23 protein-coding genes are annotated in these 25,549 nt (G+C 60.4%); 18 read left to right on the forward strand and 5 right to left on the reverse strand.

Annotated features, from left to right (window positions below):
• Window positions 1-11 precede the first annotated feature (11 nt).
• Window positions 12-926, forward strand: a complete 915-nt coding sequence (locus tag P3T23_RS26585) for an NAD(P)-dependent oxidoreductase (protein ID WP_429319080.1) — start codon at window positions 12-14, stop codon at window positions 924-926.
• The gene (locus P3T23_RS26590) at window positions 923-1,516 is read left to right on the forward strand and encodes an HD domain-containing protein (RefSeq protein WP_429319081.1); all 594 of its coding nucleotides are present in this window, start codon (window positions 923-925) and stop codon (window positions 1,514-1,516) included. Before P3T23_RS26585 ends, P3T23_RS26590 begins: the two co-directional genes overlap by 4 nt.
• Here the strand turns inward: P3T23_RS26590 and P3T23_RS26595 are convergent.
• On the reverse strand, window positions 1,510-2,430 hold the full coding sequence (locus P3T23_RS26595) for a LysR substrate-binding domain-containing protein (RefSeq protein WP_429319082.1): 921 nt from the start codon (window positions 2,428-2,430) through the stop codon (window positions 1,510-1,512). The two genes, P3T23_RS26590 and P3T23_RS26595, sit on opposite strands and share 7 nt — an antisense overlap.
• 166 nt (window positions 2,431-2,596) lie before the next feature.
• Between P3T23_RS26595 and cyoA the strand changes: the two genes are divergently transcribed.
• The 9 genes from cyoA (at window position 2,597) to P3T23_RS26640 (ending at window position 12,350) form a co-directional block, all read left to right on the forward strand.
• Window positions 2,597-3,442 (forward strand): ubiquinol oxidase subunit II, encoded by an 846-nt coding sequence (gene cyoA, locus P3T23_RS26600; RefSeq protein ID WP_429319169.1) that lies wholly within the window; start codon window positions 2,597-2,599, stop codon window positions 3,440-3,442.
• A 3-nt stretch (window positions 3,443-3,445) separates the two neighbouring features.
• On the forward strand, window positions 3,446-5,452 hold the full coding sequence (cyoB, locus tag P3T23_RS26605; protein ID WP_429319083.1) for a cytochrome o ubiquinol oxidase subunit I: 2,007 nt from the start codon (window positions 3,446-3,448) through the stop codon (window positions 5,450-5,452).
• Window positions 5,452-6,060 (forward strand): cytochrome o ubiquinol oxidase subunit III, encoded by a 609-nt coding sequence (gene cyoC / locus P3T23_RS26610; protein ID WP_429319084.1) that lies wholly within the window; start codon window positions 5,452-5,454, stop codon window positions 6,058-6,060. The genes cyoB and cyoC overlap by 1 nt, the downstream gene beginning before the upstream one ends.
• Complete coding sequence (gene cyoD, locus P3T23_RS26615; protein ID WP_429319085.1) at window positions 6,061-6,393, forward strand: cytochrome o ubiquinol oxidase subunit IV; 333 nt, start codon at window positions 6,061-6,063, stop codon at window positions 6,391-6,393.
• A gap of 76 nt (window positions 6,394-6,469) precedes the next feature.
• Window positions 6,470-6,928 carry a MarR family winged helix-turn-helix transcriptional regulator gene (locus P3T23_RS26620; RefSeq protein ID WP_429319086.1) on the forward strand — a complete coding sequence of 153 codons (459 nt, stop codon included), beginning with the start codon at window positions 6,470-6,472 and terminating at the stop codon, window positions 6,926-6,928.
• A gap of 61 nt (window positions 6,929-6,989) precedes the next feature.
• Window positions 6,990-7,925, forward strand: coding sequence for a LysR family transcriptional regulator (locus P3T23_RS26625; RefSeq protein ID WP_429319087.1), 936 nt, complete (start codon window positions 6,990-6,992; stop codon window positions 7,923-7,925).
• A 175-nt stretch (window positions 7,926-8,100) separates the two neighbouring features.
• Window positions 8,101-9,711: an MFS transporter gene (locus P3T23_RS26630; protein WP_429319088.1), complete on the forward strand. Its 1,611-nt coding sequence runs from the start codon at window positions 8,101-8,103 to the stop codon at window positions 9,709-9,711.
• A gap of 144 nt (window positions 9,712-9,855) precedes the next feature.
• A complete protein-coding gene (locus tag P3T23_RS26635; protein WP_429319089.1) occupies window positions 9,856-10,800 on the forward strand; it encodes an efflux RND transporter periplasmic adaptor subunit in 945 nt (314 codons plus the stop codon).
• Window positions 10,797-12,350 carry an efflux transporter outer membrane subunit gene (locus P3T23_RS26640; RefSeq protein ID WP_429319090.1) on the forward strand — a complete coding sequence of 518 codons (1,554 nt, stop codon included), beginning with the start codon at window positions 10,797-10,799 and terminating at the stop codon, window positions 12,348-12,350. Before P3T23_RS26635 ends, P3T23_RS26640 begins: the two co-directional genes overlap by 4 nt.
• Before the next feature lie 77 nt (window positions 12,351-12,427).
• On the opposite strand, the gene P3T23_RS26645 is transcribed toward P3T23_RS26640, so the two are convergent.
• Genes P3T23_RS26645 through P3T23_RS26655 form a run of 3 tightly spaced genes read right to left on the reverse strand, consistent with a single transcriptional unit; the run spans window position 12,428 to window position 16,659 of the window.
• Window positions 12,428-13,963 carry an efflux transporter outer membrane subunit gene (locus tag P3T23_RS26645; RefSeq protein WP_429319091.1) on the reverse strand — a complete coding sequence of 512 codons (1,536 nt, stop codon included), beginning with the start codon at window positions 13,961-13,963 and terminating at the stop codon, window positions 12,428-12,430.
• 30 nt (window positions 13,964-13,993) lie between these two features.
• Window positions 13,994-15,574 (reverse strand): DHA2 family efflux MFS transporter permease subunit, encoded by a 1,581-nt coding sequence (locus P3T23_RS26650; RefSeq protein ID WP_429319092.1) that lies wholly within the window; start codon window positions 15,572-15,574, stop codon window positions 13,994-13,996.
• On the reverse strand, window positions 15,571-16,659 hold the full coding sequence (locus tag P3T23_RS26655) for an HlyD family secretion protein (protein ID WP_429319093.1): 1,089 nt from the start codon (window positions 16,657-16,659) through the stop codon (window positions 15,571-15,573). The genes P3T23_RS26650 and P3T23_RS26655 overlap by 4 nt, the downstream gene beginning before the upstream one ends.
• A gap of 315 nt (window positions 16,660-16,974) precedes the next feature.
• Between P3T23_RS26655 and P3T23_RS26660 the strand changes: the two genes are divergently transcribed.
• Both P3T23_RS26660 and P3T23_RS26665 read left to right on the forward strand, forming a co-directional pair.
• Window positions 16,975-17,406, forward strand: coding sequence for a MarR family winged helix-turn-helix transcriptional regulator (locus P3T23_RS26660; RefSeq protein ID WP_429319094.1), 432 nt, complete (start codon window positions 16,975-16,977; stop codon window positions 17,404-17,406).
• Between the two features lie 188 nt (window positions 17,407-17,594).
• Window positions 17,595-17,783 (forward strand): hypothetical protein, encoded by a 189-nt coding sequence (locus tag P3T23_RS26665; protein WP_429319095.1) that lies wholly within the window; start codon window positions 17,595-17,597, stop codon window positions 17,781-17,783.
• Here the strand turns inward: P3T23_RS26665 and P3T23_RS26670 are convergent.
• Complete coding sequence (locus P3T23_RS26670; protein ID WP_429319170.1) at window positions 17,760-17,996, reverse strand: LysR family transcriptional regulator; 237 nt, start codon at window positions 17,994-17,996, stop codon at window positions 17,760-17,762. The genes P3T23_RS26665 and P3T23_RS26670 overlap by 24 nt on opposite strands.
• A 264-nt stretch (window positions 17,997-18,260) precedes the next feature.
• Here P3T23_RS26670 and P3T23_RS26675 point away from each other — a divergent pair, with 264 nt between their 5' ends.
• The 5 genes from P3T23_RS26675 (at window position 18,261) to P3T23_RS26695 (ending at window position 25,488) form a co-directional block, all read left to right on the forward strand.
• Window positions 18,261-19,793, forward strand: a complete 1,533-nt coding sequence (locus tag P3T23_RS26675; RefSeq protein ID WP_429319096.1) for an efflux transporter outer membrane subunit — start codon at window positions 18,261-18,263, stop codon at window positions 19,791-19,793.
• A gap of 117 nt (window positions 19,794-19,910) precedes the next feature.
• Window positions 19,911-21,080, forward strand: a complete 1,170-nt coding sequence (locus P3T23_RS26680; RefSeq protein ID WP_429319097.1) for an efflux RND transporter periplasmic adaptor subunit — start codon at window positions 19,911-19,913, stop codon at window positions 21,078-21,080.
• A 9-nt stretch (window positions 21,081-21,089) separates the two neighbouring features.
• Window positions 21,090-24,356, forward strand: a complete 3,267-nt coding sequence (locus P3T23_RS26685; RefSeq protein ID WP_429319098.1) for an efflux RND transporter permease subunit — start codon at window positions 21,090-21,092, stop codon at window positions 24,354-24,356.
• A gap of 12 nt (window positions 24,357-24,368) precedes the next feature.
• Window positions 24,369-25,025, forward strand: coding sequence for a TetR family transcriptional regulator (locus tag P3T23_RS26690; RefSeq protein ID WP_429319099.1), 657 nt, complete (start codon window positions 24,369-24,371; stop codon window positions 25,023-25,025).
• Window positions 25,026-25,050: 25 nt separating this feature from the next.
• Window positions 25,051-25,488 carry a MarR family winged helix-turn-helix transcriptional regulator gene (locus P3T23_RS26695; RefSeq protein WP_429319100.1) on the forward strand — a complete coding sequence of 146 codons (438 nt, stop codon included), beginning with the start codon at window positions 25,051-25,053 and terminating at the stop codon, window positions 25,486-25,488.
• The last annotated feature ends 61 nt before the right edge of the window (window positions 25,489-25,549 follow it).

The following is a 25,549-nucleotide window of genomic DNA, read 5'->3' on the forward strand; positions in this document are numbered from 1 at the left end:
GGGCATTGAAAATGAACACTATCCAACACGTCGGCTTCATCGGCCTCGGACGCATGGGCCAGGCGATCGTGCCACGGCTTCTGGGCGCCGATTTCAGCGTCATGGTATGGAACCGTACTGCCTCGCGGTGTGAGCCCGTCATTGCGGCGGGCGCCACACTTGCAGAAAGCCCCGAAGCGCTCGTACGCACCAGCGATCTCGTGTTCACCATGCTTCACGATGACGCAAGCGTGCTCGACCTATATGCGCGCCTCGCACTTGTGGCAGATGGCCGTCGATTTCTCGAAATGAGCACGGTGCGGCCAAGCACGCACCGCCAGGTAGCGGGCATCGTCGCGCGACATGGGGGCGTTTATACCGACGCACCTGTTATTGGAACCGTCGGTCCGGCTCGGGCCGGCCAGCTGGTCTGTATGCTTGGTGCGCCGGCGAGTGACGAGCCATTACTGGGACCGGTTCTCAAGGCCTTCTCCCGCAAACAGTGGTGGCTGGGATCGGTAGGGTTGGGCGCGGCGATGAAGTTGTCGCTGAACTTGATTCTTTGCAGCTACTGGCAGCTGCTTGGCGAGAGCCTGGCGTTGGCCGAGCGTAGCGGCCTGCCGCGCCAACTCATGCTCGAGGCAGTGATCGACAGCCCGGCCGCCCTTGCCATGTTGCCGGCCAAAAAAGAGGTCGTCCTGGGAGGGAGTTCGACCGCAGCATTCGACGTGGCCGGCCTCTACAAGGATATGCACGCGATTGCCGCCGAAGCTGCAGCCCTTGACGTGCCGATTCCCGGGATGCAGGCGGCCATGGCTCAGGTAATGCAGGCGATAGGCCAAGGCTATGCCTCGCGAGATGTCGCGTCCTTGACGCCTTTCTTCATCGAGGCGGTGAATGCCGCCGAGCAGCAGCCCACATCTGAATCTTCGCGGAAGGCATCATGATCACTGACCATCAGCCCACGTTTACGCACATCGGCCATTCCACGGCCGAAGACTGGCGTGCCCTAATGGCGCATTACAACGATCACGTCTCCCGATTGCCCGATCGGATCATGGCGCACATGCGGTTGATGGCGGGCGACTTCGGCGGCTTTCCCGTGGACCGCCTTACCCACTCGCTGCAGACCGCTACGCTCGCCTACAGCGATGGGCGTGATGAAGAATATGTCGTCTGCGCTTTGCTGCACGACCTGGGTGACCTTCTGGGATCCTTCAATCACCCTGACTTTGCAGCGGTCGTGCTTCAGCCGTTCGTGTCCGAGGCGAACCATTGGATGGTCAAGCACCACGGAATTTTCCAGGGATACTACTTCTTCCATCATTTGGGCCTGGACAAGAACATGCGCGACGAGCATCGTGACAGTCCGTACTTCAAGCAGACCGCCGAGTTTTGCGCCCTCTACGACGGTGCAGCCTTCAATCCCGATCTGGAGTGCCTGCCGCTGGAGGCGTTCGAACCTATGCTGCGCCGGGTCTTCGCGAAGCCAAAAAACTCCGGTGTGTACGCAAGGATGCAGCCGGGCGGTCAGTGATCCGAAGTTGTGCGAGGCCTGAACGCGGGGGCGCCTTTCAGGCTGCGTGCACAGTCCATATAGGCACGGACTGCGCCGCTCGTCTCGTCGGCCCGACTGAGTCGGACGAGTTCTGCGAAATTGGAGACGCCGGAGAGGGGCCGCATGCTCAATCCGGGCATCGCCATCCTGGAGAGCACAGCGGGAATCACCGCAACGCCCAGTCCGGCCGCCACCATGGCGAACAGAGCGTTCGTGCTTGATGCGCTTTCGATGATGCGAACATCGTCACCCAGGATCGCACGCACCAGCGCCACGGATCCCTCCCCATCTTTCTCGGTCACGGGGAGGATGATTTGCTCGGCTTGCAGGTCCCGTGCCGAGACACGCCGTTTCGAAGCGAGCGGATGGTCGTCCGCCATTGCGACGGCGAGCGGCCAGCGCCCCACGCGCTCTGCACGAAATCGCGAATCACTAGCCAGCAAGACGCTCGGACTATAGGTGACGTCCAATTCGCCGTTGAGCAATGCTTCGGCCAGTTGTTGCGGCGCGACTTCGTCTAGATGCACTTCCACTTCCGGGTAAAGCTGACGAAAGCGCCGCAAGTCGTCTATCAGTTCGCCGCCGTAGACGGCGGACCCAACAAAGCCGATTCGCACACTGCCGATTTCGCCCTTCAGCGAACGCTGGACGTCCGAACGCACCCGGTCGGCTTGCGCGAGCAGACGCCGCGCATCCGCAAGCAAAATGCTGCCGGCCTCGGTCAGTACCACGCGCCTGCTGGTGCGCTGGAAAAGCGGCCCGCCGAGTTCCTCCTCCAGCGAACGAATCTGCATGCTCAACGCAGGCTGCACGATGTGGAGGCGTTCTGCCGCGCGTCCGAAATGCTCTTCTTCTGCGACGGCAACGAAATAGCGTAGATGGCGAAGGTCCATGTCAATTCCAGCAATCAGGTTATCTGATCAATCTGTCAATTCAATCTATTTTACATCCATCTGCAAACAGGCGAACCTGTCGCTCGAAAACTCAATGAATTTCGATAACGGGGCAGAAGCTATGAAAGCTCACCATGCTGCACGAACTTCGTGCGTCACCATCACCATGTTAGCGATCTCGTTTCTTTCAGCATGCACCCAGGGCGTGCTCGATCCGAAGGGCAGGGTGGGTGTTGCGGAGAAATCGCTGATCGCAACGTCGACGTGGGTCATGCTGATCGTCGTGGTGCCGGTCATCGTGCTCACGCTCTGGTTCGCGTGGCGATATCGCGCATCGAATTTGAGCGCGACGTATGCACCGACGTGGGCGCATTCGACCGCCATCGAGGTCGCGATCTGGGCGATCCCGTCGCTCATCATTCTGTATCTCGGCATCCTGACCTGGAAGACCACGCACGAGCTCGATCCCTATCGCCCGCTCCAATCGCAGGTCAAACCGCTCGATATCGAGGTCGTTGCGCTCGACTGGAAATGGCTCTTCATCTACCCGGATCTCGGCGTTGCATCGATCAACCAGCTCGCGATTCCCGTCGGGAGGCCCGTAAACTTTCGCATTACGTCTGACTCAGTGATGAACTCGTTCTTCATCCCGCAGCTCGGCAGCCAGGTGTACTCGATGGCGGGCATGCAGACGCGGCTGCACCTGATTGCCGACAAGCCTGGCGACTACGGCGGCGAGTCGGCGAACTTCAGCGGCCGAGGCTTTTCGGACATGAAGTTCCGTGTGCTGGCGACATCGCCTGACGCGTTCAACGCTTGGGTCGCGAAGGTGCGCACGTCGTCCGATCACCTCGACATGGACACGTACAACACCGTGGCCGCGCCTAGCGAGAAGGTGCCGGTGCGCTATTTCTCATCGGTCGATCCGCGGCTCTTCCATAACATCGTCGCGAAGTACAACAACGGCAACGTCCTCGATCCGCAGGACAGCTCGTGCGGCACACAGGAGTAAGGGATGTTTGGCAAACTGACACTGTCGGAGATTCCGTTCGACCAGCCCATCGTCATGGGCGCGGGCGCCTTCATGGGACTCGTCGTGCTGGTCGTGCTCGGCACGCTCACCTATACGAAGCGCTGGAAGTGGCTATGGACCGAGTGGCTCACGACGGTCGACCATAAGAAGCTCGGCGTCATGTACGTCATCGTCGCGCTCATCATGCTGCTGCGCGGCTTCACGGACGCGATCATGATGCGCACGCAGCTTGCACTTGCCTATCGCGCGCCCGGCTATCTTCCGCCGCATCACTACGATCAGGTGTTCTCGGCGCACGGCGTCATCATGATCTTTTTCATGGCGATGACCTTCATGGTCGGCCTGATGAACCTGGTCGTGCCGTTGCAGATCGGCGCGCGTGACGTCGCGTTTCCGTTCCTGAACTCGCTCTCCTTCTGGATGACGGCGGTGAGCGCGATCCTTGTCAACATCTCGCTGGTCGTCGGCGAGTTTGCGCAGACCGGATGGCTTGCCTATCCGCCGCTTTCGGAGCTGCAGTTCAGTCCCGGAGTCGGCGTTGACTACTACATCTGGAGTCTGCAGCTTTCGGGTGTCGGCACGCTGCTCACAGGCATCAACTTCTTCGTGACGATCATGCGGATGCGCGCACCGGGCATGACGTTCATGAAGATGCCGGTGTTCACGTGGACGGCGCTTTGCACGAACGTGCTGATCATGGCGTCGTTTCCGATCCTGACCGTGACGCTCGCGCTGCTCGGTCTCGACCGCTATCTCGGGATGCACTTCTTCACGAACGACGCGGGCGGCAATCCGATGCTTTATGTGAATCTGATCTGGACATGGGGCCATCCGGAGGTGTACATCCTGATCCTGCCCGCGTTCGGGATTTTCTCCGAAGTCGTCGCGACCTACGCCAGGAAGCCGCTGTTCGGCTACAAGACGATGGTCTATGCGAGCTGCGCGATCACGGTGCTGTCGTTTCTCGTCTGGCTGCATCACTTCTTCACGATGGGCTCGGGTGCCGACGTGAATGCCTTCTTCGGCATCGCGACGATGATCATCGCGATCCCGACTGGTGTGAAGGTGTTCAACTGGCTGTTCACGATCTATCGCGGCCGGCTCGAGTTCTCGACGCCGGTGCTCTGGACGATCGGCTTCATGGTGACGTTCACGATTGGCGGCATGACGGGCGTGATGATGGCGATCCCCGGCGCGGACTTCGTCTTGCATAACAGCCTGTTCCTGATCGCGCATTTTCATAACGTGATCATCGGCGGCGTGCTGTTTGGCTATCTCGCGGGCTTTAACTACTGGTTCCCGAAGGCGTTCGGTTTCAAGCTGAACGAGAAGCTCGGCAAGGCAGCGTTCTGGTTCTGGCAGGTTGGCTTCTTCGTCGCGTTCGTGCCGCTCTATGTGCTCGGCTTCATGGGGATGACGCGGCGTCTGAACCACTACGACAACCCCGCATGGCATCCATGGCTGATCGTCGCTGCGGGCGGTGCAGTGCTGATCGCGATCGGCATCGCGTGCCAGCTTCTGCAGCTCGTCGTCAGCATCCGCAATCGGAATCTGCCGCAATACCGCGATACGACTGGCGACCCGTGGGGCGGCCGCACGCTCGAATGGGCGACCACGTCACCGCCGCCCGTGTACAACTTTGCGGTGATCCCGCTGGTGCGCGCGCTGGACGCTCACGCCGACATGCGGGCGCGCGGCGAGGGCCGGTCGATATGGGCGACGTACCGTGACATTCATATGCCGTCGAACACCTGCGCCGGCCTGGTGATCGGTGTCTTCAGCCTCGTGCTCGGCTTTGCGCTCGTGTGGCACATCTGGTGGATGGCGATCGCCGGCCTCGCCGGCATCGTCGCGACGCTCGTGATCTACAGCTCGCGCGACAACGACGGTTATTACATCCCCGCATCGACGGTGCGCCGGATCGAGGAGAAGGATCGCGGCATGCGCGTGGTCGCGCGCGAAGAGGACATGGAACGGGAGGCTAGCTGATGTTGCAGAAAACTTTGAGCGCGAACCTGCGCGATCATGCCGACGATCATCCACCGTCGTATTCGATATTCGGTTTCTGGCTGTACCTGATGACCGACTGCGTGATCTTCGCGGCGCTTTTCGCGACGTTCGCGGTGCAAGGCCGCCAATACGCAGGCGGCCCGGACGCGAAGGCGCTGTTCGACATTCCGGGCGTCCTGATCGAGACGGCGGCGCTGCTCTTGAGCAGCATCACTTTCGGCTTCGCGATGCTCGGCGCGCATCGGCAAAAGCGCGGCGCGGTGCTCGGCTGGCTCGCGGTGACGTTCGTGTCCGGCGCGGCGTTTCTCGAAATGGAGCTGCGCGAGTTCTCCCGTCTGATCGCGGAAGGCGCAGGCCCCGGACGCAGCGCGTTTTTGTCGTCGTTCTTCACGCTGGTGGGCACGCACGGCTTGCACGTGGCGCTGGGCCTGCTGTGGATGGTAATCCTCGCGGTACAAATGTTCCGGCGCCCGACGCTGACCGAGCGTGACATCCGACGCCTGACATGCTTGAGCCTTTTCTGGCACTTCCTGGATATCGTCTGGATTTGCGTGTTTACCTTTGTCTATCTCGTGAGCGTCATCTAAATGGCTCAATCGCATGTTTCCAATGGTGACGATGCTCATGGCAGCGTCGGCGGCTATATCGCTGGGTTCGTTCTCTCCGTGTTGCTGACGGCTGCGTCGTTCGGGCTCGTGCTGGGCGGCTTACTGCCGCCGCGCACCGAGCTCGTTTCACTCGCTGCGCTCGCATTCGTGCAGATCGTCGTACACCTCATTTACTTTCTTCATATGAACGGCTCGTCGAGCCAGCGCTGGAATGTGCTTGCATTCAGTTTCACGGTACTTGTGGCGGCCATCGTCATGGTCGGCTCGCTCTGGGTCATGCACAACGCCAGCTTGAACATGATGTCGCGCTAGACCGCGCTTCGTTACGCTCGTCGTCTTGGGGCTCGTATCGCCTGAGACGAACGGCGTGTTAAATACGTGAAGGACAATGGCAACTCCCAATACGACATCGCGGATCGATTTCGACAATGCCGAAATCCGCAGCGATCTTCTTCACCTTGTTTCCCGAGCCAATGCCGTGCTGGCAAACTCGATCTCGCGGCGCGCGATGCAAGCGCTCAATGTCACGGCGACGCAAGGGCGTTTGCTGTATCTGGTCGATCGGTACGGACTTTCGCATGCCGGCGAAATTGCGCGCGAATGCAATGTCGACCCAACCGCGATCACACGCCTGATCGACCGTCTCGTCAGAATCGGCTTCCTCACACGAGCACGCTGCCTGTTGGACCGGCGCATGATTCGACTCGTCTTGACGCCGCAAGGCCAAGCCGTAGCTGACCAGATGCCAGCGATATTCACAGACGTCTACAACGAGGTGCTGGCCGACTTCAGCCCGGATGAGCATGCATTGTTCAAGGGGATGTTGCGTCGCCTTCTTGCTTCGTGAGGCATCGCCAGGGCCCGGCTGCGCGCTGAACCGCTTCTCGCAGCAACTACACTTCTCTGTCATGCAATTGCCTGACCTCAATCTTCTCTTTGCCCTTGACGTGCTGCTCGAAGAGGGATCCGTCGTGGCCGCCGCGCGCCGCATGAACCTGAGCGCGCCGGCGATGAGCCGCACCCTGGCGCGCATTCGCGAGACAATCGGCGACCCCATTTTTGTCAAGGTCGGGCGCAAGATGGTCCCCACGCCGCGCGCGCTGACGTTGCGAGAGCAGGTCCGGCAGTCGGTGCAGAGCGCACGCCGGCTGCTGGAGCCCGAGCGGGAAGTCGATCTGCCGTCTCTCAAACGAGATTTCAATCTGCACGCGAACGATGTCTTCATCAGCGCGTTCGGTCAGGCCTTGATGGAGCGGGTTTGCGCCGAGGCGCCGCACGTGGTGCTGCGCTTTTCTCCGGAGTGGGACAGGGAGGACACGGTGCTGGAGGACGGCAAGGTCGACCTGTACATCAGCGCTATGCGTCCGATGGGTACGGACGTTCACGTCCAATCTCTATTCACGACGAAATTCGTGGGGATGGCGCGGGACGCGCACCCCATGTTCGATCACGAGATCACGCCGGAGCGCTTTGCACGATACGAACAGATCAGCGTGTCGCGGCGTGGGCGCCCGAACGGCCCGATCGATGTGGCCCTGCAGCGGTTGGGCCTGTCGCGGCGGGTGTCCCTCGTGGCTCCGACGTTCCACTCCGGCGTTTTCATGCTCGGAAGTTCGGACCTGATCCTGACCGTACCCGAGCACGTTGCGTGGGCGGTACGGCGGATGGGTCTGCGAGCGCGGTCGTTCGAGCTGCCGCTGCCGCTCGAGACAGTGGTCGTTGTTCAGGCGTGGCATCCGCGGTTTCAGAGCGATAGTGCGCATCAGTGGCTCCGACGCATCATTCGCGAACTGTGCGCCGGTCACGTGAACGGCGGATCCGGCGTTATGTTGCCTGCGCAATAAGTGCGTTTGGCGCACGGCAGTAGTGCAAAGATTTCAATTTTCGTATTGATCCGCCGTACCTAGACTTGCCGCATTGATATGTGGCCTGCAGAAGGGGAACGGTGAAGTCTATGCTCATGCCAATCGACGCCGTTGTGGCGTCCATGCTGTGGCGGGTCGTAACATGGTGGCGCACATGAACAATGTCGCGCCTGTGCTCCGGCAGACCGAGTCTCCTTCGAAAGCTCCCGCCAACGCCGCTTCGCCTCCGGCGTTTGGTGCGCGAATTCTCGTCGGCATGTGCGGCATTCTCCTCGCTGTTGTGATCGCGCAGATCAACGACCACGTGACCGAAATCGCGATGGACGATATCCGCGGCGCCATGGGGATCAGCCATGACGATGCCTCCTGGCTATCCACGCTTTATCAGGTTGCCCAGGTGTCGGCAATGATGTTTGCTCCCTGGTGCGCGATGACCTTCTCTCTCAGGCGCTTCACGATCGGTGCGGTTGCGGTGTTTGCCGTGCTCGGGCTCGTCTTTCCGTTTGCCTTCTCCACCAGCGCGCTTTACGTATTGCGCGTGCTGCAAGGCTTCGCCGGTGGTTGCCTTCCGCCCATGCTGATGACGGTCGCGCTACGTTTCCTGCCCCCGGGGATCAAGCTGTATGGGCTTGGCGCATACGCGTTGACCGCTACGTTCGCCCCGAATCTTGGCACGCCGCTCGCAGCGTGGTGGACTGAATACGTTAACTGGCGATTCCTGTTCTGGGAGATAGCGCCTCTCGGCTTGCTTTCCATTCTGATGATCGCCTGGGGCCTTCCGCAGGATCCTCTGCGTCTCGAGCGCTGCAGGCAGTTTGACTGGCGCGGGGTGTTGCTCGGCTTTCCTGCGGTCGGAATGCTCGTCGCCGCGCTGGGGCAGGGCACGCGGCTGGGCTGGACGGACTCGCCGCTGATCTGCATGCTGCTCATTGGGGCCGCGATCATGTTCGTGCTGTTTCTGGTGAACGAATGGTTCCATCCATTGCCGTTCTTGAAGATCCAGTTGCTGGCACGGATGAACCTGACCCATGCTCTGATCACACTCGGCGGTGTCCTGCTCATATTCGTCGCGGTTGCGAGCGTTCCCGCAGCCTATCTTGCCGAAGTGAAGGGTTATCGGCCCTTGCAGAGCGCACCCCTTTCATTGTGCGTGGCGTTGCCCCAACTGCTGGCGCTGCCCTTGGTCGCCGCCTTGTGCAACATTCGCGCGATTGACTGCCGCTGGATTCTGGCCACGGGCATCGGTCTGATCGTGTTGACGTGCGGGGTCGGCAGCTACCTCACGTCGGACTGGGTGCGTGACAACTTCTACGTATTGCAGATCATTCAGATCTTCGCGCAACCGATGGCGGTCATTCCGCTTCTCATGCTGGCCACCAACGGAATGGCGCCGGCCGAGGGGCCGTTCGCCTCCGCGTGGTTCAACACGATCAAGGGGCTCGCTTCGGTTGTGGGCACAGGCGTGACTGAAGGATTTTTCGCCATGCGTGAACATTTGCATTCGAACGTGCTCGTTGACCAGCTGGGTAACCGGCCGCATGCGCTGGCCATGGCAAACGACGGCTTTGCCCGGATGACAGGACTACCTCACCACGCCTTTCTGCAGCTTCTCGACGAAAGGATGCGGGAGCAGGCGATGGTTCTCGCTTCGGCCGATGTTTTCCGGTTGATGGCTCTCGTTGCCGTAGCGCTGATCGTGCTGATTCCCTTGATTGCTCCGCGTGTTTATCCGCCCCGTGCCGTCGCCAGCAACTCGACCCGATAACGTCTCGTTTTAGCCATGTCTGAATCCATTCAAAGAAGAAAGCTTTATATCGCTGCCGCCGCCATCCTGATCGTGATTGTGGTGTCGGGAGTGGTCGCAAGATTTGTCTTTTCGTCGTCATCGCAGACGACCAACGATGCCTATGTGACCGCCGATTTCACCGTGGTTTCGCCGCGCGTGGCCGGCCAGGTCACGGTCCTCTCGGTCGATGACAATCAGGTTGTCCACGAGGGCCAGCTGCTCGCCCAGATCGACGACCGGGACTACAAGGCGGCGGTCGCTTCCGCGGAGGCGAATGTCGCAATGGCGAAAGCCGCTATCGACAATGCGTCGGCGAGTATCGTCCAGCAGCAGGCCGTCATCGAACAGGCGGATGCCGCGTTGACCGCGGCTCGCGCGAACTATACCTTTGCCCGGGCCGACTACAACCGCTACACGGACCTGGCGAGTCACGGCGCGGGAAGCGTCCAGAACGCGCAGCAGGCACAATCGCGCATCGATACCGCGCAGGCGGATGTCTCCCGCAACGAAGCCACAGTGAAGGCCGCACGGCAGCAGATCGCGGTTCTGCAGTCCGACCGGGAGCGGGCACAAGCGGCCCTCGCACAAGCACTGGCGACACTGGACACCGCCCGTCTGAACCTGTCGTGGACGCGTATCGTGGCGCCGGTCGACGGCATGGTCGGCCAACGCTCGGTGCGCCTCGGGGCCTATGTCACAGCGGGAACGCCACTGCTTGCGGTGGTCCCGCTGCAGCAAGCCTTCGTTATCGCCAATTTCCAGGAAACACAGCTCACTTCGGTGCGTCGCGGAGAGGCGGCCGATATTCACGTGGATTCCCTTCCAGGCGTTGTGCTGCACGGAACGGTGGACACCCTGGCGCCGGCCACCGGCGTAACTTTTGCCGCCATCGCACCCGACAATGCCACAGGCAACTTCACCAAGGTGGTCCAGCGCATTCCGGTGAAGATCGTACTGCGTCCCGGGCAGCCTGCGTTGCGCAGACTTCGCGTGGGCATGTCGGTCGAGGCGACCATTCACATGGGAGGCTCGCATGTGGACGAAGGCGAGGAGGGCGTCGCACGATGAGCATGCTCAGGGCACGAATCGCCGCAGGGGCGCTTTTGACGGCACTTGCCGGGTGTACCGTCGGTCCGGACTATCACGAGCCAAAGGCCGTGCTGCCGACACAGTGGACCGACTACGCGACCCAGGCTTTCACGGTCGATCGCAGTCTCACGGTACCGGACGATGTCGACGCGCGCTGGTGGACAGCGTTCTCGGACGCGGAGCTTTCCTCACTCGTCGAGCGCGTAGCGGGCGCGAACCTCGATGTCAAGGTCGCCACACAACGGTTCATGCAGGCGCGAGCGGCCCGTGGCATGACCGGTGCCGACGCACTGCCCGCGCTGCAGGGCTCCGCGTCGTATCAGCACGCGCGCTCGAGCCAGAATGGGCTTGTGGACATCTCCGGGTTGAACGGCAAAAGTGACTATAACGTCTGGCAGCCGGGAATCGACGCTTCATGGGAGCTTGATGTTTGGGGACGCGTGCGCCGCGAGATCGAATCGGCTGACGCGTCGGTGCAGGCGAGTGCTGACCTGCGTCGCGGCGTGTTGCTGTCGGCGATGGCCGAGACGGCGTGCGATTACATCCAGCTGCGGGGGGTGCAGGCACAACAGGCCATCGTCCGGCAAAACCTCGAGATCGCACGCCAGAGCTTGACGCTCACGCAGATTCGCTTCGCTGACGGGGTGGCAACGCACCTCGAAGCCGCAGAGGCTGCAGCGCAGGTGAGTGAAATTGAGGCACGCCTGCCGGTGCTGGAAAACCAGCACGTCCATCTGGTCAACGCGCTGAGCTTCCTGCTTGGCAAACCGCCGCGAACGCTGGAGCGCGAACTTGATACCGTACATCCCATTCCTCCTGTGCCGCCTCGCGTGCCCGTCGGACTCCCTTCACAGCTGGCCGAGCGTCGTCCGGATATCACGGAGGCGGAAGCGCGTTTGCACGCGGCGACAGCCGATGTCGGCGCGGCGGTCGGAGACTTCTATCCGCGGATCACGCTCTCGGCGAACCTGAGTCTTCAGGCCATGCATTTCGACGATCTCGACAAATGGAGTTCGCACATGTTCGGCGTAGGTCCGGCGCTGACCGTGCCGATATTCGAGGGAGGCCGGCTGAAAGGGCAACTCGAGCTGCGCAAGGCGCAACAGCAAGAGGCAATGATCGAATACCAGCGTGTCGTGCTCAACGCCTGGCACGAGGTCGACGACGCGATGAGCGATTACGACACACGTCAGGCCAGGCAGGTGAAGCTCGACACCGCGGTAGTACAGGATCAGGTGGCGCTTGAGAACGCTCGCCTTCAATACGTTGCGGGCGCTACGGACTTCCTGAACGTCCTCGCGGTCCAGCGGGATCTGTTGGATACCCAGCAGGCGAGAGCCGTCAGCACCACAGAAGTTTCGCTCGCGCTCGTCGGCCTTTTCAAGGCACTGGGTGGCGGGTGGGAGACCTCCTTCCCGGTGGCGTCTTCGGTGAAGCGCGACAGCCCGCTGCGTACTGGGAACCGCACCTCGATCGACGACAGTGTTTCGCGGCCCTCCATGACAGCGTCAGATCTGGATGAACGATGACGAGTCTTCATTCTTCCGGCTTTCTCGTTCGTGACATCAGGGGGCTTGCCATGTCCGCATTATTCGCGAACGTGCTGCTATTGCACGTTCGCAGAAGCCGCTTCGGGATAAGTCGATTCCCACCCGCCGCCAAGTGCCTTGTAAAGTGAGGCCAGCGTCGTGGAGATGCCGGTGATGTTATCGCTCAGATCCTGTTGCCCCGAAAGGAGGTTCCGCTGTGCATCGAGCACCTGAAGGAATGGGCCTGTACCGGCAACGTATTGCGCCTGAGCCAGGCGGAGTGCCCTTTGATCGTCCTTGACGGCTGCTTCCAGTTGGTCGCGGCGGAGCTGTTGCGATGAATATTGCGTCAGGGCGTTGTCGATCTCGTGCCACGCAGATAGCACGACCCTCTGGTAAGTCACTGCTGCTTCCTGCTGCTGCAATTTGCGAAGGTTGAGCGTACCCTTCAATCGCCCACCCTCAAAGATCGGCACAGTAATCGATGGACCGATTGCAAACTGATGAGACGCCCAATCTCCCAGTTGACTGAACTGGAGTGCCTGCAGACTGGCACTGCCCGAGAGGGTGATTCTCGGATAGAAGTCTGCCGTTGCGACGCCAACTTCCGCGGTTGCCTGATGCAGTGTTGCCTCCGCCTCTCGAATGTCCGGCCGGCGCTGCGCCAGTTCTGACGGGATGCCGATAGGGACCACCGGTGGTGTTGGTGGCACCGGCTTGCTGGATTCAAGCTCAGCCCGCAGCGCACCAGGGGCTTCGCCAAGCAGGAAACTAAGGCGATTGATGGTCTCTTCCTCCTGCTGTTTCAGTTGAGGCACAAGAGCGGCCTCTCTCGATACTTGGGACGCTGCTTGAGCGATATCCAACTCGGTCGCGAGTCCGTGAGCATTCCGCTCGCGTGTGACTCTTTCAATGTCTTTGGCGGCGTTCAGGTTCTCGAGCGTGATGGTGTAGTCGGATTGAATGCCGCGTAGCTGGATATAGTCGCGTGCGACTTCGGCCATGGTCGACAGCAACAGGTCGCGACGCGCATCGGCCTGAATCTCGACGGATGCGTCGGCAGCTTCGACTTCTCGCCTCACCCGGCCCCAGAGGTCCAGTTCCCACGACGAGTCAAAACCCACCTGGAAGACGTTAAAGGGGGACGCATTACTACCCTGATTGGGGGTTACCGTCAGCCCGTTATTTCCGTTTGCAGCCGTAGCCGGATTGGGCGTTTGAGCCAGCGTACCCGCGGAACTCAAAACGCCATTGGCACTCGTGCGTTCGCGGGTGACGCCGGCATTGGCCTCGACGGAAGGATACCGGTCCGCCGCCGTGACGGTGCGCGCCGCGCGGCTCTCGGCAAGCCTGAGTGATGCAACCTTGAGATCAAGGTTGGCACCAGCAACAGCATTCTCCAGGTTTAGCAATTCTGGATCGTTGAACGAGGTCCACCAGGCCGAAGTGACAGGCTGCGAGGTCACGCGACTCTGGCCGGCGTCGTTCGCTTGACATGCCGACGCGCACCAGTTCGTCGGCAGCTGGGCTTCCGGCCGAATAAAGTTGGGTCCCACAGTACATCCGGTTAGCAGCACGACGGCCGCGGCGATTTGAAGCTTAAGGAGATTCATGACGTCGACTCTCGATAGTGGGAAATGCCATCAATGCATCGGCGTAGACTGGCGGCCGCTATCTTTGACTGGCGAAAGCAGCGTTGCCAGCGGAATCATTGCGGCAGCAACGACAGCGCCGTAGATGAAAACGTCGGCGTACGCCAGCACGGCAGATTGAAGCTGGAGGTTACCAAACACGAGCGAGACCGCTTCGCTATGTAATCTGCTTGCGGCCCAGCCAAGAGAACGGAGTGTCGCCTCGTTTTGGGCGACGAGTTCATTGAAAGACTTATTGAGTGGCGTCAACCAGGCCGACAAATGAGCCTGGCGAGCCTGCGTACGCTCCGTGACGAGCGCAGTGGAGACCGAAATGCCGATCGAACCGGACACGTTGCGGAACATCACGAACAGTGCCGCCGCGTCGGCACTTAGCGATTTGGGCAGGCTGTGAAAAGACATGATACTGATCGGGACGAACAAAAATCCCAATGCAGCGCTTTGGATGCAACGCATCATCGCAAGCGTGCGGAAATCGATCGAAGGCACGATCGTATTGCTATACCAAAGCGCGAGCATCATGATTCCAAAACCCATCGCAATCACATAGCGCAATTGCACCACTTTCATCAGGCGGCCGACCGGCGGAATGAGCAGCATGATCGCGACGCCTCCAGGCGCGAGAACCAGTCCGGCCCACGTCGCGGTATACCCCAACGTCTGCTGGGCGAACTGCGGTATGAGCACCGACGTCCCATAGAGGATGACGCTCATGCCGATGATCAGGATCGAACTGATTGCGAAGTTGCGATCCTTGAACACGCGGAGATCGACGACCGGCTTCTTTACGCTCAATAACCAGATGATGGCGCCTGCGATCCCGAGACCCGAAAGGATTGTCAATCGAACGATCAAAGGTGACCCAAACCACCCCTCGTCTTCGCCACGGTCCATCATGACCTGCATGCAGCCCAGCCCGAGCGTGATTAACGACAAGCCTACGTAGTCGACTGATCGCCTCTGCTTGACTGCCCAAGGGGGATCTTCCACGAGAGCGCCGACGGCAAAGCATGCAAAAATGCCTACCGGAATATTGATGAAAAATATCCAACGCCACGAGGCGTGGTCCGTGATGTAGCCGCCAAGGACCGGGCCGAGCACGGGAGCCACAATGGTTGCAATTGCCGTGATCGCGAAGGCTGCCCCGCGTTTTTCGGGCTCGAATGAGTCCAGCACAATCGCTTGCTGATTCGGTTGCAAGCCGCCCCCGAAAAAACCTTGCAGCAGCCGGAACACGATCAGTTGCGGCAAGCTCTGTGCAAGACCACATAGCAGCGAGCAAACCGTGAACATTGCGATACAAATGAGGAAGTATCGCTTTCTCCCGAACACTGATCCTAACCATCCCGAGATGGTGAGCACGATTCCGTTGGCGACCAGATATGACGTGAGCGCCCATGTGGCGTCGTCGGAGCTGATCGACAGACTGCCCGCGATATGAGGCAAGGCGACATTGACGATGGTCGTATCGAGGATTTCCATGAACGCGGCAATCGTCACGACGACCGCGATCAACCAGGGATTGGCGCGCGGCTTCCAGGCCGCGGCTTGGGCTTCGGCTATCGTGTTCATCGCAACTCAACTGTCGGCTCGACCGAAAGATTAAGAGGAAGGGGCCGGTTTGGATCCGTACCGGAGTCGATCACGATCTTGACCGGGACCCGCTGAACGATCTTGACGAAATTGCCCGTGGCGTTTTCGGCTGGGAACGCAGTGAACTTGCCGCCTGAACCGAGCTGTATGCTATCGACATGCCCCTTCAGCTTCAGATTGGAATACGCATCGACGGCAATCGATACTTGTTGCCCCGGACGCATGTGCGTGAGTTCGGTTTCTTTGAAGTTCGCCGTGACCCAAACCTCGGGGCTGACGATGGAGAACAATTGTTGTCCCACCTGCACGTAGTCCCCTTTCTCCACTTGCCGCTTGGTGACCCATCCGTCTTGCGGCGCCCTGACGTCACACCAGCCCACGTTGAGATTTGCCCCGTCGAGGTCGGCCTGGGCGCGCTTGAGCGCCCCTTGGAGTTGCTCGACATGTGCCTTGGCGTCGGCGATGTTCAGGCTGACAGGCTCAGCGATGCGCTTCGCTGCCTGAGCCACCGCTAGCTGCCCGTCAGCCGCGTTTCGTTCAGCAGTGGCGTAGTCGACATCGTGCGATGTCGTGGCTTCTTTGGGGATCTCGTGCTGACGAAGGAATTCCGACTGCGCCTTGAAAAGGTTGGCGCGCTGCGTGGCGAGCGTTGCCTGCGCTTCATCAAACCGTGCGGGATAACTGATCTTGGCGAGCTCTAGTTCCGATTGCGCCGAGGCCAGTTGTCCTTCAGTCGATTCGAGATCGCCTTGCGCATGCGCGCGCGCCGCCATGTAGTCGGTGCATTGAACCTGAATGAGGACCTGCCCTTGATGGACGAACTGATTGTCGGCCACATTGAGCGCAGCGACATAGCCAGCTACGTGGGGAGCGACGGTAATGGCCCGCCCGTCGGTGTAGGCGTCGTCAGTTGAAACCTTGTTGCCGCTCATGAAAGAGTACGCGATGCCACCAGCGGCCAGAATGCCACCGGCTATCGCCGCGACAACGATCTTGTGCTTGCGGATGCGAGGTGCGCGCGTAGCTTGCGCCTGAACGTCCTCCCGCGTCTGTACGTCGGTCATGTTTGCAACTCCTGAACGGGAAACCGGCTTGCGCCCACCGCAAGCCGCGAATACGACCGTCTAGGCACACATCCTATTTTTCGCAAATACATTTGTCAAGCGATTGACAATATCGTAGATATATAGTTTTTATTCATACTAATTTGAGCGGTGCTTTGTCAGGTACGATACTGTTTTGTGCCTGATAGGCAGATCGAGAGGTGAGCAGCTTTGGACAAGACACATTCCGCAGACGAAATGATTTTCCCCCCGCCGTATCTGCGCGACGCATACCTTCGCCGATTTCCGGCGGCTGCCGTCGAGCGACTGGAAACAGTGTTCGCACTGAAAGCGACGACACAACAGGTCACTAATGTGATGAACGTATGGCTGGAAGGGACGGCAGGTTCGCCAGCGAGATTTCAGGTGCTTGCATTACTTTGGGGAGCCGGGGACCGCCTGGTCCCGCATCAGGAGATCATCGCGACGCTGCAGGTCACGCGGGCAGCCGTCTCCGCAATGATGTTCGCACTGGAACAGGACGGGCTGGTGCGCTCAGTGGGCGATCAGGAAGACCGGCGGCGGTTGCTCGCTACACTCACGCCGAAGGGCAAGGAAGTCATTGAGCGCGCGATCGAGTCGAACGAGAAAAGGCTGAAGAAGGTGCTCTCGGGTCTGTCGCGCGAAGAGCTCAAGTTGTTCCAAAATCTGTTGATGCGTATCAAGAATAGCTATGCCAGTTTCGCCCAGGAGAACGTACTGCCTTGAGGCAGTCACTCTTCGATCAAGGCGAGGTTGCGCCGCATTCTTGTTTCGTGACGCGTCGCCAAGGCCCGGCTGCGCGTTGCAACGCTTTCACCCTGGCATCTGAAAAGCCCAACTCATAAACTGGATGACGCGGCGCATGGCGCCGACCGGGCCGGGATCGGCTATATAGTAGGCGTTACGAAAAAATTATGGATAAGGTCGAGACGGCCGAATCCGAAGTCGCGGATCCCGCCGCGCTGCCATCTGGGCGTCTTCGCATTCACGCGCCGACAAGCTTCGGGACGTACTACTTGACGCCGTTGATCGCACTCCATACCCAGCAGTTTTCGGACGTATCGCAATCGATCTCGTCCTCAGTCAACGCGTGCCGGATTTGATCGAAGAGATCTGCTGCCGCACACCAGCGCCGTGGATTCGTCCTCGTCTTTCTCGGACACGGGAAGGATGAATCGCTCGGCTTGCAGGTCCCCCTCCATCGAAGGAATCTGCGTGCTCAACGCGGGCTGCACGATTTGGAAGCGATTTGCGGCGCGTCCAAAAAGCTTCTCTTCTGCCACGGCAACGAAATGGCGTAGATGGCGAAGATCTATGTTGCCCTACACGATCAGATTAACTGATCGATCCGTCAATTCAATCTATTTTACTTCCACCTGCGAACAGACGATCCTGTCGCTTGAAAACTCATGACAGTGAAGGCGGGTTCGCTCGTCGGCGAGCGTGCGTGACACGTCCTCGCGGCTCGGGTTTGCATCGGTCATAACGGCCAATGAAGGCATGCCGGGCATCGTTGTCGTTCCCGGACTCGCTGGTTGCGCCAACTCGCCCTTCGGGCGACCCTTACCAATAGGCTAAACATGAACGTTCTTTGCAGCTTGCGCGATGGCGCGCCGCGATGCCGCTGGCGCGCTTTCCGGCGTGTCGTGCTTTGCGGTTGCACGGTTGCCGCGACGCTAATGACCGCGGGTTGCGCGGTGGGGCCGGACTACCTCAAGCCGACGATCGATATCCCCCCAAGCTTCAAGGAGGGCAGCGTCGAATGGCAACGGGCACAGGCTGACCCGCAGGCAACGCTTTCGAGCACGTGGTGGCGCGACTATCACGACGATACGCTGACGCACCTGGTGGACGAGGCGCTCGTGGCCAATCAATCGATCGCGCAAGCGGAGGCGGCGTACCGGTTGGCGCAGGCCACCGTGGTCGCCAATACCGCGAGCCTCTTTCCGACGATCTCGGCCGGTATCTCAGGGTCGCGTGCGGGAGCGGGTTCTGGCGCAGGCGCGGTAAATGGCAGCGCTTTGAATTCCGGAGTGCACAACACCGTCACTGCGGATGTCGCCGCGAGCTGGGAGCTCGATCTATGGGGGCAAATCCGCCGCGAGATCGAATCGAGCAAGGCGAGTGCGCAGGCTAGCGACGCGCAACTGGCTGGGCAGCGTCTGTCGATTGCCGCAAGCGTCGTGACCGATTACTTCGAACTTCGCCGGGCGGACGTGGATATCGACCTGCTCGAGCAACAACAGCGGATCGACACCCGCATTCTGGATATGACGCGGGCGAGTTACGCACAAGGCGAGTCGTCGAACGACAGCGTGCTGGCCGCGCAGGACACGCTCGAGGTCATCGTCGCCGACCTCCAGTCGACGCAAACGTCACGCGAACAGTATGAGCATGCCATCGCGGTCCTAACCGGCGTGCCGCCCGGCAAGTTTTCGATAGCGTCCGAACCGCACTATGCGTTCGTCGCCCCAGTCGTGCCACTTTCATTGCCTTCGCAATTGCTCGAACGGCGTTATGACGTCGTGAGCGCCGAGCGCACGGCGGCATCGGCGAACGCGGGGATCGGCGTGGCCACGGCGGCTTTCTTCCCGAACCTGACACTGTCGGCACAAGGCGGATTCCAGCATAGCTCGCTCGCCAATCTCTTCTCTGTGCCAAACCGCTTCTGGACGCTTGGGCCCGAGCTGGCGGGGACGATTTTTGACGGGGGCGCCCGGACAGCGGCCGTGCACGAAGCTCGTGCGACGTATGACGAATCGGTGGCGGCGTATCGCCAGGCGGTGTTGTCCGCATTTGAAAGCGTTGAGGACAGCCTGTCCTCCTGGAATCATCTTGGACAACAGGAACGTGCGTTCGCCGATATCTATCAGCGCAACAAGCGGCTCTTCGAGAGTGAGCAAGCGCAGTTCCAGTACGGCTCCGCAAGCGAACAAAGTCTTTTGACTCAGCAACTCACGTTGCTGCTGGCGCAACAGAACCTCGCGGACACGCGGGCGTCGCTGACGTTAAGCAGCGTAACCCTGATCAAAAGCCTGGGTGGAGGATGGCGATGGGACGAAGCAAAGGAGGCTCCTGCCGACGTCGCCACTTCTTCCAGGAGCAGCCGCTGACAGCATGCCCGGCAAGCTTGCGCGCTGTTCCCGTTCCTCGATCTTGCTCACACGGTTTCGATAATGTCACTACTTCTACGCTCACGCCTATCCATTGTCTCCATCGGCCTTCTCTCGTTGTTCGGCTGCGGCAAAAACGATCCACCGCCGGCGCCGCCGGCGCCGCAGGTCGGCGTCATGGAAGCCGAACCCAGCAACGTACCGCTGAATCACAGCTTCGTCGGACGCCTGTCGGCCTATTACAGCGCTAATGTCACAGCGCGGGTTTCGGGCGTGCTGACGAAGCGCCTCTACACGGAGGGCAGTGAAGTCAAGGCAGGACAAGCGCTGTTCCAGATCGATCCCACCTACTACCAGACGGTGCTCGACAACGATCTTGCCACGCTCGCCCAGGACCAGGCGACCTTCGTCAACGATCGCACTACTGCCGAGCGTTATCACGAGCTGTTGCCGATCGGCTCCGTATCGCAACAAACGGTGGACGATGCCGACGCGGCTCTTCGCAGTGCCGCTGCCAAGGTCAAGGCAGACGAAGCCGCCGTCGAAGGCGCGCGCGTGAGTCTCGGCTATACGAAGGTGACCTCGCCCATTACCGGCATTGCCGGTCAGCAGCAGGTGACCGGCGGCGCCGTTGTCGGGAACGGCACGACCGATGCGGGTTCCGGAGGGACATTGCTTGCCACGGTCGAACAGGTCGATCCGCTCTATGTGAACTTCACGATCAGCGCCGCCGATCTGATCACGCTGAAGCAGGCCCAGAGCAAAGGTGATGTTGCGCTCGCCGCGCAAAACAAGACCACCGTCCAGATCATGCTGCCCAATGGCACGCCATACGACCAGCTCGGCACGCTGGATTTCACTGATGTTTCCGTGAACTCGACTACCGGTGCCGTCAGCCTGCGCGCGCAGATACCCAACCCGCAGCATCAACTGCTGCCGGGAATGTACGTATCGCTCAATGTTGACCTTGGCCAGCGTAACGATGTCTACCTGGTGCCCCAACAAGCCATACAGCGCGACACGGTCGGTTCCTACGCGATGGTGGTGGGCGCCGACGGCAAGGTGGTCCGCAAGGATGTCGATGCCAACGATAGCTACCGTAGCGACTGGATTGTGACAGGGGGGCTGGCGCCCGGCGATCGAGTGATCGTCGCAGGTGTACAGGGCGTACGTGAGGGGATGCTCGCCAAAACCACACCCTGGCGAGGTACCGACCAAAACACGAGGTTGTCACAGTCCGGCCCGGCTTCGTCACCGAGCGGCCATCGTTCCGGCAGTAAATCGTAGGGGTATCTCATGTCACGTTTCTTTATCGATCGGCCTGTCTTTGCCTGGGTGATTCCCATTCTGATCTGTTTGTTCGGTGCGATCTCGCTGCAGCACCTCGGGGTTGATTCTTATCCGGACATTGCTCCACCCCAGGTGACCGTAACGGCGACCTATCCAGGCGCAAGTGCCTCGACGATGGAATCAACGGTCACGCAGGTGATCGAGCAGCAGCTGACCGGCATTGATAACCTGCTGTACTTCAGCTCGACATCCAATGGCAACGGGACGGCAACCGTCACGCTGACCTTTGCGCCTGGAACCAACGCGGACATTGCACAAGTGCAGGTGCAGAACAAGGTGGCGCTCGCGCAGCCGCTGCTGCCGTCCGAGGTGACGCAGGAGGGCATCGTCGTGGCGAAGGCGAGTCCCGACATTCTGATGGCCGTCAGCTTGCAATCGAGCAACCCTGCCGTCGATACGGCGCGCTTGAGCGACATCATTGCCTCGCGGATACAGCCCGTCGTTGGCCGTATCAGCGGTGTGGGCAATACTTTCATGCTGGGCTCGGAATACGCTTTGCGGATCTGGCTCAATCCCGACAAGCTGCAAGGCTACGGTCTTTCGACTTCGCAAGTGATGAGCGCCGTCCAGGCTCAGAACGCCGAGTTCGCCACGGGTTCGGTCGGCGCGGATCCGGCGGTCAATGGCCAGGTCTTCACGGCAACGGTATCGGGCGATAGGTTGTTTTCCTCGCAGCAGCAGTTTCGCGACATCATCCTGCGGACGAATACTGATGGCAGCGTGGTTCGCCTGAGCGACGTCGCGCGCATCAGCTTCGGGGCGCAAAGCTACGGCACCTCCGCCGCGTACAACGGCAAGGTTGCGGGCAGCCTCGCCGTCTACCTGCTGCCAGGTGCGAATGCGCTCGACGTGGCCAAGGCCGTCAAAGCCGAAATGGCGACACTGTCTCGCGATTTCCCTCCCGGCGTCACATGGACCGTTCCGTACGATACGACGCCGTTCATCACGGCCTCGATCACCGACGTCGTGCATACGCTCGTTGAGGCGATCATTGTCGTGTTCTTCGTGATGCTGCTCTTCCTGCAGAACGTCCGGGCCACCATCATTCCGACGCTCGTCATTCCGGTCGCGTTGCTCGGCACGTTTATCGGCCTGGCGGCGATGCACTTCTCGCTGAACCAGCTCGACCTGTTCGGGATGGTTCTCGCCATCGGCATCGTGGTGGACGATGCGATCGTCGTGATCGAGAACGTGGAGCGCCTCATGCGCGAGGAAGGTCTCAGTCCGAGAGCGGCCACGCGTAAGGCCATGGGCCAGATCTCGGGGGCGATCGTCGCGATTACGGTGGTGCTCGCTGCGGTGTTCGTACCGTCCGCGCTGCAGCCGGGCGCGACCGGCATGATCTATTCGCAGTTCGCGTTGACCATCGCCGTATCGATGGTGTTCTCGGCATTCCTCGCGTTGTCCTTCACGCCATCGCTGTGTGCTGCGTTCCTCAAGCCTTCGCATCATGCAAGCTCGAACGTCGTCTTTCAATGGTTCAACCGCGGGTTCGACCGGTTCGGCAGCTTATATGTGGGCAGCGTCGGCCGGATTGTCCGACGCACGCCGCGCTGGATGATTCTGTTCGTCACCCTTTCCGTATTAGCCGGCGTTTTTTACACGCGCCTGCCGACGGCGTTCGTCCCCGATGAGGACCAGGGCTTCATGCTGGCGATTGTCAATCTGCCTTCCGGCGCGACGCTGTCGCGTACACAAGAGGTCATGGACGAAATCGGCGGCAGGCTCAAGAAGAGCCCGATCGGCAAGGATATCGATGGCGTCCTGGCATTCGAAGGCTTCAGCTTCGTCGGCCAAAGCGAAAACGTCGGCATGGCGTACATCAAGCTCACCGATTGGAGCAAACGTTCGCAAAGCGCGATGCAGTTGATCCCGCAGGCCAACAAGATATTGCACGGCGTCGACGGCGCGAGGATCTTCATCGTCAATCTGCCCACCATACGTGGACTGAGCCAGTTTGCCGGCGTCGATATGTACCTGCAGGCGCGCAATGGCCAATCGAGGGCCGAGCTCACGCAGGCGGAGGGCAAGTTGCTGGCGGAGGCGGGCCAAAACCCGAAGCTTTTTGGCATTCGGCCCAACTCGCTCCCGGAGGCACCACAGCTTCAACTGGCCGTGGACCGGGTTCAGGCGCAATCGATGGGTCTGTCGTTGCCTGATGTCTATAACAGCATTCAAATGGATCTGGCGCCCGTCTACGTGAATGAATTCACGTACGACGGACGTGTGAAGCGCGTTTTCCTCCAGGCTGATGCGCCATTCCGGATGGGACTCGACTCCCTGGGGCACATCTACACGCCGAGCGGCGTGACGGGGACGTCGTCTGGTTCCAGCGGCGGCACTGCCGGCGTGAGCGGTGCGGGAACATCGCCGGGCGGTGCGTTGCGCCCCGTCAATCCATCGGTGAGCAACAGCGCCATCAGTCCGTACAACATGGTGCCGCTCTCGAGTGTGGTGAAGGCAAAGTGGGATGTCGGCCCGCAGGCGCTCTCGCGCTACAACGGCTATTCGGCAGTCGAGATCGTGGGCATGCCGGCGCCAGGATACTCCACCGGCCAGGCGATGCGGATCCTCGACAACACGGTCGACAAGTCGTTGCCGGCAGGCTTTGCCTCGGACTGGACCGGGCAGTCCTACCAGGAAATCCTGGCAGGGAATTCGGCGATGGCGTTGATGGCGTTGTCGATTGTGGTGGTGTTCCTTTGTCTGGCGGCGCTTTATGAAAGCTGGTCCATCCCCGTTGCGGTGCTGTTGACCGTGCCGCTGGGCCTGCTGGGAATGTCGGTGTTCTGCCATCTGTTCAAGATGCCCAACGATATCTACTTCAAGATCGGCATGGTCACGGTGATCGGGCTTGCCGCAAAAAACGCGATTCTGATCGTCGAGTTCGCCATCGACGGGCAGGCGCGGGGCATGACGCTTTTCGAGGCGGTCATGGATGCGGCGAAGCAGCGTTTCAGGCCCATTCTGATGACATCGATGGCTTTCATCGTCGGCGTGGTGCCGCTTGTGCTGTCCAGCGGGGCCGGTGCCGCGTCCCGTCATGAGATCGGCACTGGCGTGATCGGTGGCATGTTGTTTGCCACGTTCTTCGGTCTCTTGCTGATTCCGATGTTCTATGTGACGGTGCGGCGCCTGCTCGGCGACAAGCTCGATGAAGTCACGCGCAAGCTACGTCATGTCGAGAGCGCCGATGCGGTAGCCGATTCCTGATGACGGTGGGCAATGAAGCGCACTAGGAGAGAAGCGCTTGAAACGCGAGCGCAAATATTGAAGGCCGCAGAACAAGTCTTTGTCGCGCGTGGTGTGTCGCGCGCCTCTCTCGCTGAAATTGCCGATCTGGCGGGCGTCACTCGTGGCGCGGTCTACTGGCACTTCAAGGACAAGATGGCGTTGCTCGAAGCCTTGTTCGAGGATGCTTCGCTGGCGGACGACCCGTTTGTCATGTCGTGGACCGAGGGGGAGCGCGATCCGCTCGGGCACCTGGAAAGAAGGCTGGCCAGGCTTCTGGCCACGGTGCTATCCGCCGGTCCCTCGCGGAGCTTTTACTCGATCATGCTGATGCACTGCGAGATGTCCGCTGAAACCGAATGGATCTGGAGTCGCTTGCATGCCATCTGGCGCTGCGCCGAGCACCAGATGGCACGCGCCCTGAGGGCAGCCATCGCTCACAACCAGCTGAGTGCCGAGCTGGACCCATACCTCGCGGCAACATTTATTCACTCGACCGTGACAGGGTTGATCATCAGAAGTCTGTGCGAACCGCCGCTGGCCGCAACTAGAGCCGTCGCGCGGCTGATTGCTTCGCAAATTCTGTCGGGGATTGGCGGCGGGCACGACACCGGCAGGCATGGCGTCAACCGTCGCGCAATAGAGCGGTGATTGGACCAGCGAAGCAAAGAGCACGATGGACAGCAAAATCACCTACGACTTCGCGTCGACTCGGCGCCTGCTGCTGGCGCTGAACCGCGCTCGCAAGATCCTCACCGCGGAAGCTAACGACGCGCTCAGGCAATTCGGTGTCGATGCCAGGCAGATGCGAATCCTGCTTGAGCTCGCCCATGAACGCGCTAATTCGCCCGGAGCGCTCGCGAAGTTGCTCGACATCGACACCGGGCAGATAACGCGCGTACTCGACGGGCTCGAAAAAAAAGAGCTACTACGCCGCTACCGACGCCTCGACGACCGCCGTGCACTGAGACTGGCGCTGACGGAGCCGGGACGCGAGATGGCGGAACGCGGCGCCCCGATCCTGATGATGGTAGCGAACCGGCGGCTAGCGTTGCTTTCCGACACGGAATCGAACGCGCTGAGTCGTCTTTTGAAGAAATTGTTGGATCAGTGAATTTTCATTTGCGCATTTATCTGATGTTTCAGACAAATAGGCCGTTCAAAAGGGGGGTGCG

The organism is Paraburkholderia sp. GAS448, from assembly GCF_050435685.1.
GTDB lineage: Bacteria > Pseudomonadota > Gammaproteobacteria > Burkholderiales > Burkholderiaceae > Paraburkholderia.

Bases quoted from the DNA above. Each gene is read 5' to 3' on its own strand.
- P3T23_RS26585 (WP_429319080.1), top strand. From the start codon at position 12: ATGAACACTATCCAACACGTCGGCTTCATCGGCCTCGGACGCATGGGC.
- P3T23_RS26620 (WP_429319086.1), top strand. From the start codon at position 6,470: ATGGCAACTCCCAATACGACATCGCGGATCGATTTCGACAATGCCGAA.
- cyoC (WP_429319084.1), top strand. From the start codon at position 5,452: ATGTTGCAGAAAACTTTGAGCGCGAACCTGCGCGATCATGCCGACGAT.
- P3T23_RS26640 (WP_429319090.1), top strand. From the start codon at position 10,797: ATGAGCATGCTCAGGGCACGAATCGCCGCAGGGGCGCTTTTGACGGCA.
- P3T23_RS26665 (WP_429319095.1), top strand. From the start codon at position 17,595: ATGGATAAGGTCGAGACGGCCGAATCCGAAGTCGCGGATCCCGCCGCG.
- P3T23_RS26650 (WP_429319092.1), bottom strand. From the start codon at position 15,574: ATGAACACGATAGCCGAAGCCCAAGCCGCGGCCTGGAAGCCGCGCGCC.
- P3T23_RS26630 (WP_429319088.1), top strand. From the start codon at position 8,101: ATGAACAATGTCGCGCCTGTGCTCCGGCAGACCGAGTCTCCTTCGAAA.
- P3T23_RS26595 (WP_429319082.1), bottom strand. From the start codon at position 2,430: ATGGACCTTCGCCATCTACGCTATTTCGTTGCCGTCGCAGAAGAAGAG.
- P3T23_RS26690 (WP_429319099.1), top strand. From the start codon at position 24,369: ATGAAGCGCACTAGGAGAGAAGCGCTTGAAACGCGAGCGCAAATATTG.
- P3T23_RS26695 (WP_429319100.1), top strand. From the start codon at position 25,051: ATGGACAGCAAAATCACCTACGACTTCGCGTCGACTCGGCGCCTGCTG.
- P3T23_RS26685 (WP_429319098.1), top strand. From the start codon at position 21,090: ATGTCACGTTTCTTTATCGATCGGCCTGTCTTTGCCTGGGTGATTCCC.
- P3T23_RS26590 (WP_429319081.1), top strand. From the start codon at position 923: ATGATCACTGACCATCAGCCCACGTTTACGCACATCGGCCATTCCACG.
- cyoD (WP_429319085.1), top strand. From the start codon at position 6,061: ATGGCTCAATCGCATGTTTCCAATGGTGACGATGCTCATGGCAGCGTC.
- P3T23_RS26675 (WP_429319096.1), top strand. From the start codon at position 18,261: ATGAACGTTCTTTGCAGCTTGCGCGATGGCGCGCCGCGATGCCGCTGG.
- P3T23_RS26645 (WP_429319091.1), bottom strand. From the start codon at position 13,963: ATGAATCTCCTTAAGCTTCAAATCGCCGCGGCCGTCGTGCTGCTAACC.
- P3T23_RS26625 (WP_429319087.1), top strand. From the start codon at position 6,990: ATGCAATTGCCTGACCTCAATCTTCTCTTTGCCCTTGACGTGCTGCTC.
- cyoB (WP_429319083.1), top strand. From the start codon at position 3,446: ATGTTTGGCAAACTGACACTGTCGGAGATTCCGTTCGACCAGCCCATC.
- cyoA (WP_429319169.1), top strand. From the start codon at position 2,597: ATGTTAGCGATCTCGTTTCTTTCAGCATGCACCCAGGGCGTGCTCGAT.
- P3T23_RS26655 (WP_429319093.1), bottom strand. From the start codon at position 16,659: ATGACCGACGTACAGACGCGGGAGGACGTTCAGGCGCAAGCTACGCGC.